11 protein-coding genes are annotated in these 16,633 nt (G+C 65.6%); 4 read left to right on the top strand and 7 right to left on the bottom strand.

Annotation, left to right across the window (positions count from 1 at the left end; genetic code table 11):
- Window positions 1-22: 22 nt before the first annotated feature.
- The 3 genes from AC56LW_RS19680 to AC56LW_RS19670 all read right to left on the bottom strand — a co-directional run bounded on the left by AC56LW_RS19680 (window position 23) and on the right by AC56LW_RS19670 (window position 2,773).
- A complete protein-coding gene (locus tag AC56LW_RS19680) occupies window positions 23-670 on the bottom strand; it encodes a tetratricopeptide repeat protein (protein WP_499636967.1) in 648 nt (215 codons plus the stop codon).
- A 138-nt stretch (window positions 671-808) separates the two neighbouring features.
- Window positions 809-1,474, bottom strand: coding sequence for a 3'-5' exonuclease (locus tag AC56LW_RS19675; RefSeq protein ID WP_499636965.1), 666 nt, complete (start codon window positions 1,472-1,474; stop codon window positions 809-811).
- 33 nt (window positions 1,475-1,507) lie between these two features.
- Entirely contained in the window at window positions 1,508-2,773 is a 1,266-nt protein-coding gene (locus AC56LW_RS19670) for an Hsp70 family protein (RefSeq protein WP_499636963.1), read from the bottom strand.
- 203 nt (window positions 2,774-2,976) lie between these two features.
- Here AC56LW_RS19670 and AC56LW_RS19665 point away from each other — a divergent pair, with 203 nt between their 5' ends.
- The 3 genes from AC56LW_RS19665 to cphA (AC56LW_RS19655) are packed head-to-tail and all read left to right on the top strand — an operon-like array spanning window position 2,977 to window position 7,351.
- Entirely contained in the window at window positions 2,977-3,888 is a 912-nt protein-coding gene (locus tag AC56LW_RS19665; protein WP_499636961.1) for an isoaspartyl peptidase/L-asparaginase, read from the top strand.
- A complete protein-coding gene (locus AC56LW_RS19660) occupies window positions 3,885-4,766 on the top strand; it encodes a cyanophycinase (protein WP_499636959.1) in 882 nt (293 codons plus the stop codon). Before AC56LW_RS19665 ends, AC56LW_RS19660 begins: the two co-directional genes overlap by 4 nt.
- The gene (gene cphA / locus AC56LW_RS19655) at window positions 4,763-7,351 is read left to right on the top strand and encodes a cyanophycin synthetase (RefSeq protein WP_499636957.1); all 2,589 of its coding nucleotides are present in this window, start codon (window positions 4,763-4,765) and stop codon (window positions 7,349-7,351) included. The genes AC56LW_RS19660 and cphA (AC56LW_RS19655) overlap by 4 nt, the downstream gene beginning before the upstream one ends.
- A 413-nt stretch (window positions 7,352-7,764) precedes the next feature.
- Here cphA (AC56LW_RS19655) and cphA (AC56LW_RS19650) read toward each other — a convergent pair whose 3' ends face one another.
- The 4 genes from cphA (AC56LW_RS19650) to bcaP form a co-directional block, all read right to left on the bottom strand.
- Window positions 7,765-10,398, bottom strand: a complete 2,634-nt coding sequence (gene cphA / locus AC56LW_RS19650) for a cyanophycin synthetase (protein WP_499636955.1) — start codon at window positions 10,396-10,398, stop codon at window positions 7,765-7,767.
- A 90-nt stretch (window positions 10,399-10,488) separates the two neighbouring features.
- Window positions 10,489-11,943, bottom strand: a complete 1,455-nt coding sequence (locus AC56LW_RS19645; protein WP_499636953.1) for an iron-containing redox enzyme family protein — start codon at window positions 11,941-11,943, stop codon at window positions 10,489-10,491.
- Between the two features lie 132 nt (window positions 11,944-12,075).
- Window positions 12,076-12,702 (bottom strand): isochorismatase family protein, encoded by a 627-nt coding sequence (locus AC56LW_RS19640; RefSeq protein ID WP_499636951.1) that lies wholly within the window; start codon window positions 12,700-12,702, stop codon window positions 12,076-12,078.
- Window positions 12,703-12,799: 97 nt separating this feature from the next.
- Complete coding sequence (bcaP, locus tag AC56LW_RS19635; protein WP_499636949.1) at window positions 12,800-14,200, bottom strand: branched-chain amino acid transporter BcaP; 1,401 nt, start codon at window positions 14,198-14,200, stop codon at window positions 12,800-12,802.
- Between the two features lie 458 nt (window positions 14,201-14,658).
- Between bcaP and AC56LW_RS19630 the strand changes: the two genes are divergently transcribed.
- Entirely contained in the window at window positions 14,659-16,632 is a 1,974-nt protein-coding gene (locus AC56LW_RS19630) for a diguanylate cyclase (protein ID WP_499636947.1), read from the top strand.
- Window position 16,633 lies beyond the last annotated feature (1 nt).

The following is a 16,633-nucleotide window of genomic DNA, read 5'->3' as shown; positions in this document are numbered from 1 at the left end:
GCAAACCGCCCGCCCGCGGCGGCTACATCAGGCCTAGGGCGCGCCTGGCCACGGGATTGCCGGCGCCTGCCGCATGGCGGTACCAGTACAGGGCGCGCGCGCTGCTGGCTGTCACGCCCAGGCCGCGCGCGTACATATGCGCCAGCTGGACCTGCGCCGCGACGTGCCCCTGCAAGGCGGCCTTGCGGTACCACGCCATCGCCAGCGGATGACTGACCGTAACGCCCAGCCCATGCAGATAGCCGTGCGCCAGCTGCGCCTGCGCGCGCGCCATGCCCTGCTCGGCCGCCCGGTAGAACCAGCTCAGTGCAGTGGGATGCGACAGCGTCACGCCACGGCCCTTGCGGTACAGCAGGCCGAGATTGTATTGCGCCGAGCGATCGCCCTGCTGCGCTGCGCGACGGAACCAGCGCGCAGCGAGCGCGTGGTCGGGCGGCACGCCCCGGCCGCTGTAGTGCAAGGCGCCGAGATGGTTCTGGGCATAGGCCAGGCCGTGCGAGGCCGCGCGCGCCAGCCAGGCGGCGGCCTGCGCATCGTCGCGCTCGACGCCGTGGCCGCGCAGGTAGAGCTGGGCCAGGTTGAACTGGGCATACGGATTGCCTTGCCTGGCAGCGCGGTGATACCAGGAGAACGTCGCGGCGCCGGCGCGGGCGGCATGGTCGGAGCTCATCCAGATCCTTTCGGCAAGTCGTGCGAACGGCCGCAGGCGCAGCCGATTCCATTGCCAAAAGTTTAAGTAGATCGGGGCTACGCGGTTTGCGAGCGCACAATCAGGATGTCAGGCAAGATCAGTTGCCATCAGTTGCCATCAGCTGCAATGCGCCTCGGCAGCCATCCGGCGTTCGCGCACGGTGGCCGCGTATTTTTCGAGAAATACCGGGATCTTGGCGGCAGCGACCTTGTTGATCGACACCAGCAGACTCGGCTCGACGCGATCGATGCCGCAGGTGCGCCCGAGATGCCGCGCAGCATGCAGCAGCACGTCGGCGGCGACCTGGGCGTCGGCCTCGGCCCGGTGGGCGGTGCCGACAAAGGGAATGCCGAGCTGGCTCGACAACTGGCCCAGCTTGTAGCTGACCAGGCCCGGGAACAGGCGACGCGACAGTTTCAGCGAGCACACGAGGCCCACGTGCTGCGTCGTGCGGCCCAGGCGCGCACCTTCGGCCTTCAAAAACTTTTCGTCGAAGCTGGCGTTGTGCGCCGACAGGACGTCGCCGCCGATGAAGTCGAGCAGCTCGGGGACGACCTGGTGCGAAGGCGGCGCGCTGTCGACCATCTGCTGCGTGATGCCGGTCAGGGCCGTGATGAACGACGGCACGCGCACGCCGCAATTGACGAGCGAGACATAACGCTCGGTCACTTCGCCGCCGACGATGCGCAGTGCTGCCACTTCCGTGATGCGGTCGCCCATGTCGGGCGACAGGCCGGTGGTCTCGAAGTCGAGCATCACCAGCGGTCGGTCGAACATACTCATCCTTGCTCCTTTGTGTGCTTTTCCAGCGGGGTATCAGCCGAACTTGCGCAGCGCATCGAGCGCCAGGCCGGTGCCGATGCTGCCGAACAGATCGCCCTCGACACGGCGCGCATCCGGCACCATCGCACCAATCCGCGCGCGCAGCAAGCCCACGCCGCTCGAACCACCGGTGAAAAAGACCGTGTCGACATCGCTAGGGCGCACGCCAGCATCGGCGAACAGCTTGCCGACGGTGGTGGCGACCTGCTCGACAAGCTGCGCGATCGCTCCTTCGAACTGGGCACGCGCGATGTTCAGCGACTCGGGCGGCGACAGGCGATCGAGCTGCAGATTGACCATGTCGGCGTCGGACAGCGCAATCTTGGCGCCCTCGACCTGCATCGCCAGCCAGTGACCGGCGCGGTCTTCGATCAGGTTTTGCAGGCGCGCGATGCGGGCCGGTTCGGCGGCGTCGCGCGCCAGGTCGGCCAGCTGCGTCACGCTCTTGCGCGTATAGGCCTGGTTGATCGTGTGCCAGGTGGCCAGATTGAAATAGTAGCTCGACGGGATTTCGGCGCCCGAACGCAGCTTGCTGCCGTAGCCGAGCAGCGGCATGACGCTCGCCAGGCTCAGGTACTTGTCGAAATCGGTGCCGCCGATATGCACGCCGCCGTTGGCCAGGATGTCGTCGCGGCGGTCGGGCCGGCCCGCGCGCTCGGGCCCCAGGCGCACCAGCGAAAAGTCGGACGTACCGCCGCCGATGTCGGCGATCAGGACCAGTTCTTCGCGGTCGATGCGCGATTCGTAATCGAAGGCGGCAGCGATCGGCTCGTACTGGAAGCCGATGTCGCGAAAGCCCACCGAGCGCGCCACGTCGAGCAGTGTATCCTCGGCCAGCTGGTCAGCCTGGGCATCGTCGTCGATGAAGAACACGGGGCGGCCGAACACGGCGCTCTGGAACGGCTGGCCGGCCTGTGTTTCGGCGCGGTGCTTGACCTCGCCAATGAACTGGGCCAGCAGCGAACGGAACGAGACCGAACGGCCCGCGACCTCGGTCTGGCCATCGATCAGGCTCGTGCCCAGCAGGCTTTTGAGCGAGCGCATCAGGCGGCCTTCGTAGCCTTCGAGATATTCGGCAAGCGCGGCGCGGCCATAGCTGACGCGGTCGTCGTCGGCATTGAAGAACACCACCGACGGCAGCGTGGGCTTGCCGTCCTCGAGGGTCAACAGCGCCGTCGGGGCGGATTGCATCATGCCGGGCCGATACCAGCCGACCGTGGAATTTGACGTGCCGAAGTCAACGCCGCAAGCGTGCACCATAGGAACCTTTATCTTGAAGGGGCGGTATGGTAACAGATTCCGTCGAGTATCGCTTCCCCGCTTCCCGCTGTAAGCAAGCTCTTACAGGGAGGCGGCAGGCGTACCGATATGGCGTCCCTGGTGAACACCGGATAATCGCCCGGCAATGCACTGCCGGTGCTGCACGCTGGCCACGACAACAATAAAGCAGAAAGATTGACCGCATGAGCAATACCCCCCACGCTGGCGCCGTCGTTGTACACGGCGGCGCCGGCACGTCGCGCGACCATGAAGACGGTTGCGTGCTCGCCGCGCGCCGCGCCCTGGCGCAACTGGAAATCAACGGCGACGCACTCGACGCCGCCATCGGCGCCGTGACCACGATGGAAGACGATGGCCGCTTCAATGCCGGCAGCGGCTCCGTGCTGGGCCTGGATGGCGCCACGGTCGAAATGGACGCAGCGATCATGGACACGCGCGGCCGCCTTGGCGCCATCGCCTGCGTGCAGTCGGTGAAGAATCCGGTGCGCCTGGCGCACGCGGTGGCCGACACGCCGCACTGGCTGCTCGTCGGCGAAGGCGCCAGCCGCTTCGCGCGCACGATCGGCATGCCGGACGCCGCCCCGGTCACCGAACGCCAGCGCACGGCGCACCGCAAGCTGCTGGCGCAACTGGCCGGCTCGATGCCGGTGATGCCTGGCTTAGATCGCGACCTGATCGACCGCTACTGGAATTACAATACGCCCATGCGCTTGCCCGAAGGCGTGGCATGCGACACCGTAGGCGCCGTCGTTCGCGGCGCGGATGGCCACTTTGCCGTGGCCTGTTCGAGCGGCGGCTCGGCGCCGGCCCTGCTGGGCCGCGTCGGTGACGCGCCGATCATCGGCAGCGGCTTTTTTGCCGGCCCGGAAGGCGCTGTCGCCGCGACCGGCATCGGTGAGCAGATCGTGCGCCATCTTCTGGCGCGCACCGTGTACGGCTGGATTGCCGATGGCATTCCGCTGGCGGCCGCGCTGCAGCGCGGTGTGGCGTTGTTCACCCCGGACATCAAGGTCGGCCTGATTGCGGTCAGCCGCACGGACGCCGGCGCTTTCAGCAACAGTGATATGCCCACTTCGAAAATGGTACAACGATGAACCAGGAAATGAACGTACCGCGCAACGGCCACCTCGTCATCATCGGCGGCCACGAGGACCGCCAGCACGACATGCAGATCCTGTCGCGCTTTGTCGAGCTGGCCGGCGGCGTCGACGCCCGCATCGTCGTGATCACGGCCGCCAGCCAGATCGCCGACACGATGTGGCACATCTACGATGATGCCTTCGGCGCACTGGGCGTGACCCGGCACAGCCACCTCGAAATCACGAGCCGCGACGACGCCAACGACGAGAACTTCGTGCGCCAGGTTGCCGAAGCCGATGGCATCTTCATGACGGGCGGTGACCAGAAACGCCTGCTCGCGCTGATCGGTGGCACGGCGCTGGACGCCGAAATGCACGCCGCACTGAAGGTGCGCGGCGCCACAATCGGCGGCACCAGCGCCGGCGCATCGGCCATGTCGGGCCACATGCTCGCGCAGGGCCGCACCGACCTGCTGCCCGAAAAAGGCTCGGTCAGCCTGGGCGCCGGCCTGGGCTTTCTGCATCGCGTCGTCGTCGACCAGCACTTCTCGGAGCGCCAGCGTTTGTCGCGCCTGCTGTCGATCGTCGCGCAGAACCCGTACCTGCAAGGCATCGGCATCGATGAAGACACGGCGCTCGTGATCGAGCGCGGCGTGGGCATCGAAGTGCTGGGCGAAGGCGCGGTGACCGTCGTCGACGGCCGCTCGATGAGCAGCAACGTCGCCGAGATCAAGGACCGGGCCATCCCGGAACTGATCGACGTGCGCCTGCACCTGCTGCCGGCCGGCGCCAAGTATTCGCTGCCGATTGGCGATGAACAGGTGGGCAGGCGCATTCCGGCGTCGCTGCTGGACTTCCTGCAGATCGTCACGAAGCGCACGCCTCTCTCATGAAGGTCATCGAAAAGCGCCTGCTGCGGGGCCCGAACCTGTATGCCGAGACGCCGTGCCTGATGGCGGTGGTCGACAATCTGAATACGAAGGGACGCGGCTTCGGTGCGCGCCTGCTGGCGCTGCTGCCGGGGCTGCCCGCGGCGGCGGCCGTGCGCTTGTTGGACGATGCCCTTCCCGTCGATGCGCTGGAACCGGCCATCATGGAACTTCAGCGTCTGGCAGGCATCCCGGGCGAACACGGCGCGACGCTGCCAGTGCTCGGTGACGAGCAGCGCCGCCGCATCGTGTGCGGCTATGGCGTCGAGCAGGTGGCCAGCGAAGCGCTGCGCACCGGCATCAAGCTGCTGACTGCGCTGACGCGCGATGAACCGTTCGATCTCGATGCCGCTGTGGCGGCGCTGCGCGAGATCGCTCTAGAGCATGCGATCGGCACCAGCACCGGCGCCGTGCTCGATGCGGCGCAGCGGCGTGGCATTCCACTGCGCCGTCTGACGGACGACGCCAACCTGTTCCAGCTGGGCTGGGGCAGTCGCCAGAAGCGCTTGCAGGCGACGATTACCGGTGCCACCAATTCGATTGCGGTGAGCATTGCCAGCGACAAGCACCTGACCAAGACGCTGCTCGCGCAGGCCGGCGTGCCGGTACCGCGTGGCGAAGTCGTGACGACGAGCGAGGCGGCCCAGCGGGTCGCACGCCGCCTGGGCTGCGCGGTGGTGGTCAAACCACTGGACGCGAATCAGGGCAAGGGCGTGACGGTCGATTGCGCCACGCCGGACAGCGTCGAACGGGCATTCGAGCATGCGCGGCGACACGGTCGCCGCGTGATCGTCGAGCAGCGCCTAGAGGGACGCGACTACCGCGTGCTGGTCACCGGCGGCCGCATCGCCGCGGCATCGTGGCGGCGCCCGCCCGGCGTGACGGGCGATGGCCATTCGACGATCCGCGCGCTGGTCGAACGCGAAAACCGCAATCCGGCCCGGGGCGACGGGCACACGAATATCCTCACCAGGATTCCGCTCGATGCACTGGCCGTCGAGACGCTGGCCAGCCAGGGCTACGAGCTCGATACGGTGCTCACGGCAGGCATCGGCGCCGACTTGCGCGGCAACGCGAACCTGTCCACCGGCGGCACCGCCGAAGACGTGACCGATCTGCTGTCGGAAGAGACGCGCGACATCTGCATCCGCGCCGCGCGCACGATTGGCCTGGACATCGCGGGCATCGACATCATCTGCGACGACATCGCCCTGCCCTTGCGCGATCAGCGCGGCGGGGTCATCGAAGTCAATGCCGCGCCGGGGATCCGGATGCACCAGTATCCGAGCCGCGGCGCGGCGCGCGATGCCGGTGACGCCATCGTCCAGGCCCTGTTCGGCGCCGACGACGGCCGCATTCCCGTGGTCGCCGTGACGGGCACCAATGGCAAGACCACCACCAGCCTGTTGATCGAACACGTAGTGCGCCTGACTGGTCTGCGCACCGGCGTCACGACGACCAGCGGTGTGTACCTGGACGGGCAGCTGGCCTATGAAGGCGACTGCACCGGCTACCATTCGGCGCGCAGCGTGCTGGGTTCGCCCGAGGTCGATTTTGCGGTGCTGGAAACAGCGCGCGGCGGCATTCTCAAGCGGGGACTGGCGTACGACCGCTGCGACGTGGCAGTGGTCCTGAATGTCTCGGCCGACCACCTGGGGCTGGATGGCATCGACACGATCGAGGATCTGGCGCGGGTCAAGACGGTGGTGGCGGCCAGGGCGACGCGCGCGCTGGTGCTCAATGCCGAAGACGCCCATTGCGTGAAGATGGCGGATACGCTGGCCGACGGCGTCGAGATCATCTATTTCGCGCTGGACGCCGAAGACCCGGTCCTGGTGCCGCACATCGAACACGGTGGCCGCGGCGTGTACCTGCAGGATTCGACGATTGTGCTGGCCGGGGGCGTGCGGCACGAGGCCTTGCTCGATGTGCGCGACATGCCCGTCTCACTCGGCGGTCGTGCGCGCTACAACATCGCCAACGCGATGGCGGCTGCGGCAGCGCTGATGGCCAGCGGGTTCAGCAACTACGACATCGCCGCCGGCTTGCGCGGGTTCGTTTCGGACAGCAAGCACAATCCGCTGCGCTCGAACTTGTACGATGTCGACGGCGTGACGGTCGTCGTCGACTACGCCCACAATTGCGCCGCCTACGCCGCGCTGGCCGAGATGGCGCGCGCCGTGACCGCGGGCCGCCTGGTCGGCGTCGTGGCCGCCCCGGGCGACCGCCGCGACGCCGACCTGATCGACATCGGCCGTACCTGCGCCGCCGGCTTCGACGAACTGGTCGTCTACGACAGCGAAGCGCGCGGCCGCGCCAAGGGTGAATCGGCAAGACTCATCGCCCGCGGCGCCCAGCTGGCGAAAATTGCGCCAGACCACCTGCAGATCGAGCATGACGTCCACTGCGCCATCCGACTGGGCCTGGCACGCTGCGTGCCCGGCGACGTCCTCGTCTTTGGGTGCGGTTCATCGATCTCCGAACTCACGGAAGCCCTCCGCCCCACCCGTCCGGACCTGGCCAACAAAATCGAAGCCGCCGCAATCTGAACCTCAACGACAAAACGGCCCGAAGAGGGTCGTTTTCTTTCGCGCACCGTCAGTGCACACAAATCAATTACCCAACAATTCGACACTTACCCCAATTCATCATTGCACGACGACGCTACACGAAGAAACTGAACAATTAGGGTCAGTGTCGAATTCTTTGACAACTTTTTCGAATCAGCAATCCTTCATGGGCTGAGCACGCTTAGTTTGGGAGAAATTGCCCAACAATTCTACTCTGACCCTCATTAAATCATGTGCCTCAGATTTGCCATTGGAAAATGAACAATTAGGGTCAGTGTCGAATTGTTTGATAACTTTTCCGAATTGGACGGACTCAGTCAGTTGAGTCTGTTTAAATCCGGAGCAATTGCTCAATAATTCTACTCTGACCCTAATTGTTCGTGATCTTCGGGTTAGGCCGTTTGGGCGGCGATCAGGGCGGCGCTTTCGGGGTCGCTGATGCGGATGGCGTCGATGAACACTTGCAGGGAGGAGCCGCAGGCGAAGATCAGGACGTCGCCTGGGTTGCACAGGCTCAGGCCGAGGCGGATGGCGTTGCCGACTTCCAGCTCACGGTGCAGCGTGTCGCTGATGCCGACCACTTCTTCGGCGCCGGACAGGATCAGGTCGACCGCTTCACCCGGTTCGCGGCCGCGGCTTTGCGATTCGTAGACCACCAGCTCGTCGAAACGCTCGCCACAGACGCGGCCAACCTGCTCCAGGTCAGTGTCGCGGCGGTCGCCCGGCGCCGTCACGATGCCGATCAGTTGACCAGGCAGCATGCCGCGCGCCATGTCGGCCATGGCGGCGTAGGCGGCCGGGTTGTGCGCGTAGTCGACGATGACCGTCACGCCGCGCACGTCGAACATGTTGGTGCGCAGCGGATTCGTGCGGCCGTTCGAGACGAACGTCGACAGGCCGGCGGCGATGTGCAGATGGTTGAAGTTGGCAGCCATCAGCCCGGCGGCGGCGGCCAGTGCATTGGCGATGTTGAAGCGTGCCAGGCCGCCGAACGAGATCGGCATGCTCTCCACCCGCAGCAATGCTTGCTGGCTGTGGCCATCGGCCAGCACCACCGCCCCATCCTGCAGATACGCGCCGCGTCCGCCGTCTTCCAGGTGCTTGAGCATCACCGGGCTTTCCGGATCCATCGAGAAGAACAGCACTTCGGCGCCCGGCTTGACGCGGCGCGCCATCTGCACGCACAGCGCATCTTCAGCGTTGAGCACTACCGCCTTCGAGGCCGACTGCGCCACCACCGCTTTCACCTGCGCCAGATCTTCGATCGTGTCGACGCCATCCAGGCCGAGGTGGTCGGCCGCGATGTTCAGCACGATTGCGACGTCGCAGCGATCGAACGCGAGACCGCGTTTGAGGATGCCGCCACGCGCCGTCTCCAGCACCGCGACCTCGACTTCCGGTGCGCCCAGCACCGTGCGCGCCGACCAGTAGCCGGTGCAATCGCCCTTGACCACCTGCTTGCCGTCGATGAAGACGCCCTCGGTGGTCGTCACGCCTGTCACCTTGCCCGCCATGCGCGCCGCGTGGGCAACCAGCAACGTGGTGGTAGTCTTGCCGTTGGTACCGGTCAGCGCGATGACGGGAATGCGCCCGTCGGTATTGCCCATCAAACCTTCGACGATGGCGTCGCCCGCGTCGCGCGGTTCGCCCGCGCTCGGGTACTGGTGCATGCGGATGCCCGGCGCGGCGTTCACTTCAATCACGGCGCCCCGCTGCGCTGCGAGCGGCTGCGCGATGTCCTGGCACACGATGTCGATGCCGGCCACGTCCAGCCCAATTTTGGCGGCGGCCCGCACGCACAGCAGGCGCGTCGATTCCGGCAACTGGTCGGTCACGTCTTCGGCGGTGCCGCCGGTCGACAGGTTCGCGTTACCGCGCAGTTCGGCGGTGACGCCCACCGGCAGCACGCTGTCCACGTCGAAGCCCTGGCGCGCCAGCATGTCGTTCGCATGTTCGTCGAGCGTGATGCGGGTCAGGATGGTCGCGTAGCCCGCGCCGCGCGCGGGGTTGGCGTTTTCGATCTCGACCAGCTGGCGCACCGTCAGGTTGCCGTCGCCGACCACGTGCGCCGGGCGGCGGCACGAGGCGGCTGCCACGCGCCCGCAGGCCACGAGCACGCGGTAATCGCGTCCTTCGACATGGCGCTCGACGATCACGCGCCGGCCGAAGCCACGGGCAAATTCGAACGCCAGCGCCACGTCTTCCGGTGTCGCGCAGGCCACCGTGACACCCTTGCCCTGGTTCCCGTCGAGCGGCTTGAGCGTGACTGGCACACCCAGGCGCCGCGCCATGCGCTGCGCTGCTTCGACGGTCGTGACTACATCGCCCTCGGGCACCGGCACGCCGGCTTCCTTCAACAACGCTTTGGTCAACTGCTTGTCGCTGGCGATCTTCACGGCGATGAAGCTGGTCTCGCCCGTGGTGGTTGCTTGCAATCGCTTTTGCCGCACACCCCAGCCCAGCAGGAACAGGTTCGCCTCTTCGGTGATGCGCTGGGTCGGGATGCCACGCTCGTGCGCCGCCGCCAGTACAGCCGCCGTGCTGGTGCCGATGGCATAGCGCCCGGCGATGCCGCGCAGTTCTTCCAGGCGCGGTTCGAGCGCAAACGCTTCGCCGCGTGCCAGCGCCGTGACCAGGTCCACCGCCAGATCGAATGCCGGCTCGGCCAGCTTTTCGCAGGTGTACGCGACAACCACGCGGAACTGGCCTGGATGGCCATTCACCGGGCGCGTACGGCCGAAGGTGGCAGGCGCGCCGGCCAGCGATTGCAGTTCAAGGGTGACAGTTTCGATCACCCGGCCCAGGTACGTGCCAGCCGCCAAGCGTTGCGCAAAACCGCCAAGGGCCCCATCGGACAGGCGCGCGCCGCCCAGCGCTGGCAGCAGGCCCAGCAGCGTATCGTTGAAGCCGGGGATATCGCGGGTCGAGAGGCCGTACAGGTCTTCCAGGTCGACGACGGACAGCAGGCAGGGTGAATCGGCGTGGACGTTCGGTCCGCGCAGAAAGCGTTGTTCCAGGATTTGCACGTTGGTGTTCCCTTGTTATGGTGTTGATGAAGCGACGGCCGGCACACGCTCTCTACGTGTACCGGCCGCTTTGTGCACTATGCGGACGCCTCAGGCGTCGAACAGTTGCGTGTACATCCGGGTGGCCATCAGGCCCACCGTGGTGTGGTGCACTTCCGGCGACAGCAGGCGCGCCAGCAGCGCCATTGCTTCCTGCTTGCCGCTGCTCGAAGCAACCTGCTGCTCAAGCACACGCAGCTCGTTGCCGGTATCTTGCGCATCGGCGCCTGTATGGCGGCGGATCAGGCCACGCACGGGGAATGCAGTCCCGCGCTCGGTGCCCAGGCCGTGCTGGTCGAGGGTACGCTGCCGCGCACGAGCAGTCAGCACGCGTGGTCCGGCCGCCTGCCCGCCGTCAGGGTGGCTCGTGATCCAGTCGCGCAGCACTTGCAGTTCGTAGGCATTGAACACACCGAACATCTCGGCGCGCTCGCCTTCCACCAGACGCCAGAAGCGGCTGTGCTCGACTTGCTCGCCGCGCTTGATCCAGCCAGCTTCTTCGAGCGCGGCCAGGAATGCCGGGATCTGCGCTGGTTCGGTCAACCAGTCATTGACCGAACGCCCGGCCACGCGGCAGTAGTCCGAGTGCATGTTCTTGCCGACCACGCTCTTGGCCGCCATGATGTCGACCAGTTCTTCCTGCAGATCGAATTCGCCAATCACCGACGTCGTGCTCGCACCCAGTTCGTTGAGGCGGTAGCCGTTGACGACGCGTTGCCAGAACGCGTCACGGTCACCCACGCGCGGCATCAGGTCATGGACCGATTGCACCGCCTTGCGGGCATGGCCGCTGCCGGCGTTGTCGACCGTCACGTGCAGCGTGAAGTAATAGGGATCGATGCCCAGTTCGTTGAGCTCGTAGGAGGTAATCAACAGGTGCAGCGGCAATTGCTCGTAGCCGAGGTTGTAGCCGATGATCTCCGGCAGGTAATGTTCGGCGTTGTGACCCAACGCAAGTTGCAGTGCGCCCTGCAGGAAATGGCTGTCGCTCAAACCTGCCCAGCTGTCGCAGCCATGCGTGGCCAGCAGCTTGCGGTACAGCGTCACGTGGTTCTTGTCCGGCAAGCCATCGCCCAGCTCTTCGAGATACGTCTTGATCAGCGGGTGGAAGGCAACGTCGTCCCACTGGCGCACCAGGCCATACAGCCAGGCACCGTCGACCAGCTTGGTCGGCGCCACGCCCTTGATGAAGTACAGCGCATGAGCGCGGGTGCTGAAATAGCGGCGCGGCGCACCATTCTTGCGCGCAGCCAGGTAATCGCGGTATTCCTGCCCGACGATATCGGCGCGCTCTTCGATCCACGCTTGCAGGTCATTCATGTTCGATGGCAGATCGACCGGCAGTTCGCGTGCGAGCGCGAGCTGGTCGTCGATGAACGATTTGGCGGCATCAGGCTGCGCTGCCGGGTCGGCATACAGCGAGAAGTACAGATTCCTGGCACCCTGGCCGGTAGGCAGCGGGGCACTCTGGACGCCTGGCGCGTCGGCTAACAGCATTGGGCTCATATCTCGATTCTTGAAATGCGTTCTATGGACGGTACCGCATTATCCGTGCTCAGGCATGTCGAGAGAATCGGTAGGCGTGCTGTCGGCCTGTAAGATAGGGATTACAAAAATATTATCGAGTGACGCAGGTCATTACGCGGCTGCGCCCAGCGCCAGGGCTTCAACCGGGTCTGTAACCAGGCCACCGCCTGACAGTTGTACTGGCATTGCCCCGGCATCGAGCATGCGTGTCAACGCGCGCTCGCCATCACCTGTGCTGACGTCCACGGCGCGTATTGCTTCCGTTACGAGTAGCACCTCGAACCCTGCCGTCAATCCATCGACGACCGTATTGAGCACGCAATAATCCGTTGCCAACCCGCACACAGTCAGACGCCGGATGCCGCGCTCACGCAGCGTCTCGGCCAGGCCGGTACCGTTGAAGGCCGAGTAGGCATCGACATCTACGGTGGTGGCTTTGGAAACGACCACGGCGTCATCGAGCTGCAGCGCGTCGGCAAAGCGCGCACCATCGCTGCCCGCGACGCAGTGCACGGGCCACGGCCCACCCTGGTCGGCAAACGAACAATGCAATGTAGGATGCCAGTCGCGCGATACATACACCGGTAGCGCATGCGCGCGGTACAGGTCGATCAGGCGATTGATCGGGGCCAGCACGGCGTCGCCTTGCGGGACGCCCAGGCTGCCGCCGGGAAGGAAGTCGACCTGCGGGTCGACGATCAGGAGGGCGTCGCCCCCACCCAGCACGATGGCACTCATGGTTGTTTCCTTTGCTATTCGTTCACATGACGCCATGACAGCGTCGCCAACGAGAGCCTACCATGAAGCCCCCGCGCTGGCAGGGGCGCAAAACAGCTTACTGTGGCGTGTTATTCAGCAGCGAATGCTTGCGTGCATAGCCGAAGTACACGATCGCGCCGATGGTCAGCCAGATCGCGAACGCGACCCAGGTATGCCAGCTCAGGAACGACATCAGGACCAGGCAGAAGATGATCGCCAGGATCGGGATCAGCGGCACGGCCGGGCAACGGAACGCACGCGGCAGGTCAGGACGCTTCTTGCGCAGCACGATCACGGCAATCGAGACCAGCGTGAAGGCGGCCAGCGTGCCGATATTGACCAGCTCGGCCAGCACCGTCAGCGGCACCACGGCAGCGATCAGACCGAAGATGATGCCCACCAGCCAGGTTGCAAAGAATGGCGTGCCGTATTTCGGGTGCACTTTCGACAGGCGCGCCGGCATCAGGCCGTCACGCGACATCGCGAACAGGATGCGGGTCTGGCCATACGCCATCACCAGCATCACGGTGCTCATGCCCAGGATCGCCGCCAGGTCGACGAAGCCGGCGACCCAGTCTTCACCGGCCACTTGCAGCGCCAGCGACACCGGATGGTCGACGCCCTTGAAGTCCATGTGCGGCACGATACCGGTCATGATCGCAGCGACCACGACGTACAGGATCGTGCAGATGATCAGCGAACCGATGATGCCGATCGGCAGGTCGCGCGCCGGATTCTTGACTTCCTCGGCCGCCGACGTAACGGCGTCGAAGCCGATGAAGGCGAAGAACACCAGTGCGGCAGCGCTCATCACGCCCGTCATGCCGTATGGCATGTACGGCTGCCAGTTCTCCGGCTTGACGTGGCCCACACCGACAGCGATGAACAGCAGCACGACGCTGATCTTGATGATCACCATCACGTTGTTCAGACGGGCCGACTCGCGCATGCCGAGCGACAGCAGGAACGTGATGGCCATCATGATCAGGAAGGCCGGCAGGTTGAACAGGGTCTCGACGCCAGGGCGCGCGCCGGGGGCGGCGGTCAGCGCATCAGGCAGTACGACGCCAAAGCCGGACAGCAGCGACTGGAAATAACCCGACCAGCCCACTGCAACGGTCGAGGTAGCCAGGCCGTATTCGAGCAGCAAGTCCCAGCCGATCATCCAGGCGACGAATTCGCCCAGCGTGGCGTAGCTGTAGGTATAGATGGAACCGGCGACCGGGACGGTCGAGGCGAATTCGGCGTAGCACAGCGCGGCGAAGCAGCATGCCATGGCCGCGATGACGAACGACAGCGACAGGCCGGGGCCGGCCGTGACGGCGCCGGTGCCGGTCAGCACGAAGATACCGGTGCCGACGATGGCGCCGATGCCGAGCAGGATCAGGTCGGTCGGGCCGAGCACTTTCTTGAGGCCGCCCGGCTTGGCGCTTGCGGCGATCATCGCATCCAGATTCTTGGTTCTAAAAATACTCACTACGTGTTCTCCAATCAAATAATGGTGTGGTCCCGCGTCTTGTCATTCCTGCGCCTGCCTGATGGGCGGGCGCTTTCCCGGGATCCTGCCTGGTGGGCCGGCTTGCCTGACCTGAAACCGCCGCTGCTTGTACCTGTCATCTCCAGCTTTTTCGCAGGTGTGCCAATATAACCAGAATGTTGTCTCGAATCAAAGCAATCTGCTGAAACGGGTGCAATTTACGTGCCCGCTGGCAAATCCAAAGGAGCGTTGCGTAAACAGCGCGCCGGCATCGAGCGTCCTTGATTTCCCAAGTGCAACATTCGATAATGGATGGTAGCCACCGCCCCAGCTCGTATGGGCCACCACCTCCCCCGCCGTTTGGACTCCGCTGTTCCCCCGCCATGAATGTCACCCCAGGACACTTGATTACCGGACTGCCCGCGCACGCGTCGAGGCGGCCCGGACTGCGGCCTGGAATGCGCCGCGCAATGGTGGCCTGCGGCTTCACCCTGGTGCTTGGCGGCGCACTGGCAGCGCCGAACCCGGCGTCGCGCCTTGACGACATTGCCGTCATCGCGGAACAACATCATGCACAGGCCCGCACCCTGTTGGTGCAGGAAGGCCCGGCACTGATCGCCGGCGCGCCCTATGCAGTGCGGATCCGTTATCTGTTTCTGTTGCGCCGGGTGCAGGTCGATGGCGGCAATTACCGCGACGCGTACGAGACCAACGAACAGATCATCAAGCTGGCCACGACTGCGCACGATCCGCGCAACCTGGCACTGGCCAGCCTGGGCCGCGTGTATCGGCTGATTGAAAACAATGATCCCGCCGGCGCGCTGGGCTTGCTGGAAACGCTGGGCGCCCGCTACCGCGATCTCGACAGCCTGGAGTTCAAGGCCGGGTTCGATGTACTGCAGGGCGCCGCCTTCAGCGCCGTCGGCCAGTACGATCGCGCGCTGCAGCGCTTCCTGCCCGCGCTCGAACTGGTCAACAACCATCCCGATCTGTGGAGCCCGCGCAAAGCCGACATCCTGCTGGCCATGGCGCGCATGTACGTCAATGCGCGTGATCCCGTGCGCGCGCTCGAGACGCTGCGCGAAGTACGCGCCAGCAAGGCAAGCCTGCCGCCGCGGCTGGATGCGGCGGCGTCGTTCCTTGAAGGCCGCGCGCTGATCACGCAAGGCCAGCCCGAAGCCGGCCTGGTCGCGCTCGAGCGGGCGCTCGGGCTGGCGCAAACGCATCAACTGCTGTCAGTCGAGGCCAATGTGCTGGGCAATATTGCCAACGCCTACCTCAAGCTGGGCCGCTACGGCCAGGCCGAAACAGCCGCGCGCGCCGCCTTGATCCCTGCCAGAGACAGCGAAGACAGAATCAGCCTGCAGATGGCAACCGCGAACCTCGGCTTTGCGCTGTTCGGCCAGCGGCGCTATCAGGAAGGCATGCGCCTCGTCGACGAGGTCAGCGCCGCCATGCGCCAGGCGGGTGCCCTGTCCACACTGGGCCGCATCCTGGACGAGAAAAGCCAGGCGCTGGAGCGGGCCGGCCGTTTCAAGGAGGCCCTCGCCACGCTGCGGGAGCGCGAAAAGGTCGTGCAGCAACTGGCGCTGAATGACCGCAACAAGGCGATCTCGGCGTTGCAAGAGCAATTCAAGTCACGCGAGCGCGTTGCCCAGATCGACAGCCTGCGCCTGGAAAACGCCGCGAAGGATGCTGAACTGCGTCACCGCACGGTGATCCAGACGGTTGCCTCGCTGGGCGCCGCGCTGGCGCTGCTGCTGTGCTCGGGCGTGCTATGGCTGTATCGCAAATCGGAACGCACGGGCCAGCGCCTGTCGGAATTGAACGCCGAGCTGGCCCACTATTCGGCGCATGACCCGCTCACGGGACTGCACAACCGGCGCTCGTTCCAGGACCGCATGCGCAGCCGCACCGGGGAAGCGGCGCCGCAACCGGATGCCGCGGACTGCTTCACGCTGCTCGATATCGATCATTTCAAACGCATCAACGACGATTACGGCCACGCCGCCGGCGACGCCGTGCTGGTCGAAGTGGGCAAGCGCCTGCGCGCCACGCTGCGCGAGTCGGACATGGTGCTGCGCTGGGGCGGCGAAGAATTCCTCGTGTATTCGCAGGGCGTCACGCCGGCGCAGCGGCCACTGCTGGTGCAGCGCATCCTCGACGCGCTCGCCAGCGCGCCGGTGCTGCTGACCGACGGCACGCTGCTGGCCATCAGTGCCACGGCCGGCGCCGTTGCGCTGCCGTTTGCCGCGGGTGAGGACGACGCGCCGGCGCCGTCGATGGATTGGCAGCAAGCCATCGCCCTGGCCGATCGCGCCATGTACAAGGGCAAGGAAGCAGGCCGCAACCGCGCGTATATCGTGGCCGGCCTGCGCCGCCCGGAAGGCGCCTTGCAGCTCGACCTGGTGTTGCCGGGTATGGCGGCCTGAG

The sequence above is a fragment of the Telluria sp. LT2P80 genome (assembly GCF_059685955.1).
Note: the sequence above shows the minus strand (reverse complement) of the source record. Positions and strands in the feature narration are given on the sequence as shown.

Bases quoted from the DNA above. Each gene is read 5' to 3' on its own strand.
- cphA (WP_499636957.1), top strand. From the start codon at position 4,763: ATGAAGGTCATCGAAAAGCGCCTGCTGCGGGGCCCGAACCTGTATGCC.
- AC56LW_RS19670 (WP_499636963.1), bottom strand. From the start codon at position 2,773: ATGGTGCACGCTTGCGGCGTTGACTTCGGCACGTCAAATTCCACGGTC.
- AC56LW_RS19630 (WP_499636947.1), top strand. From the start codon at position 14,659: ATGCGCCGCGCAATGGTGGCCTGCGGCTTCACCCTGGTGCTTGGCGGC.
- AC56LW_RS19640 (WP_499636951.1), bottom strand. From the start codon at position 12,702: ATGAGTGCCATCGTGCTGGGTGGGGGCGACGCCCTCCTGATCGTCGAC.
- AC56LW_RS19660 (WP_499636959.1), top strand. From the start codon at position 3,885: ATGAACCAGGAAATGAACGTACCGCGCAACGGCCACCTCGTCATCATC.
- AC56LW_RS19665 (WP_499636961.1), top strand. From the start codon at position 2,977: ATGAGCAATACCCCCCACGCTGGCGCCGTCGTTGTACACGGCGGCGCC.
- AC56LW_RS19680 (WP_499636967.1), bottom strand. From the start codon at position 670: ATGAGCTCCGACCATGCCGCCCGCGCCGGCGCCGCGACGTTCTCCTGG.
- AC56LW_RS19675 (WP_499636965.1), bottom strand. From the start codon at position 1,474: ATGAGTATGTTCGACCGACCGCTGGTGATGCTCGACTTCGAGACCACC.
- AC56LW_RS19645 (WP_499636953.1), bottom strand. From the start codon at position 11,943: ATGAGCCCAATGCTGTTAGCCGACGCGCCAGGCGTCCAGAGTGCCCCG.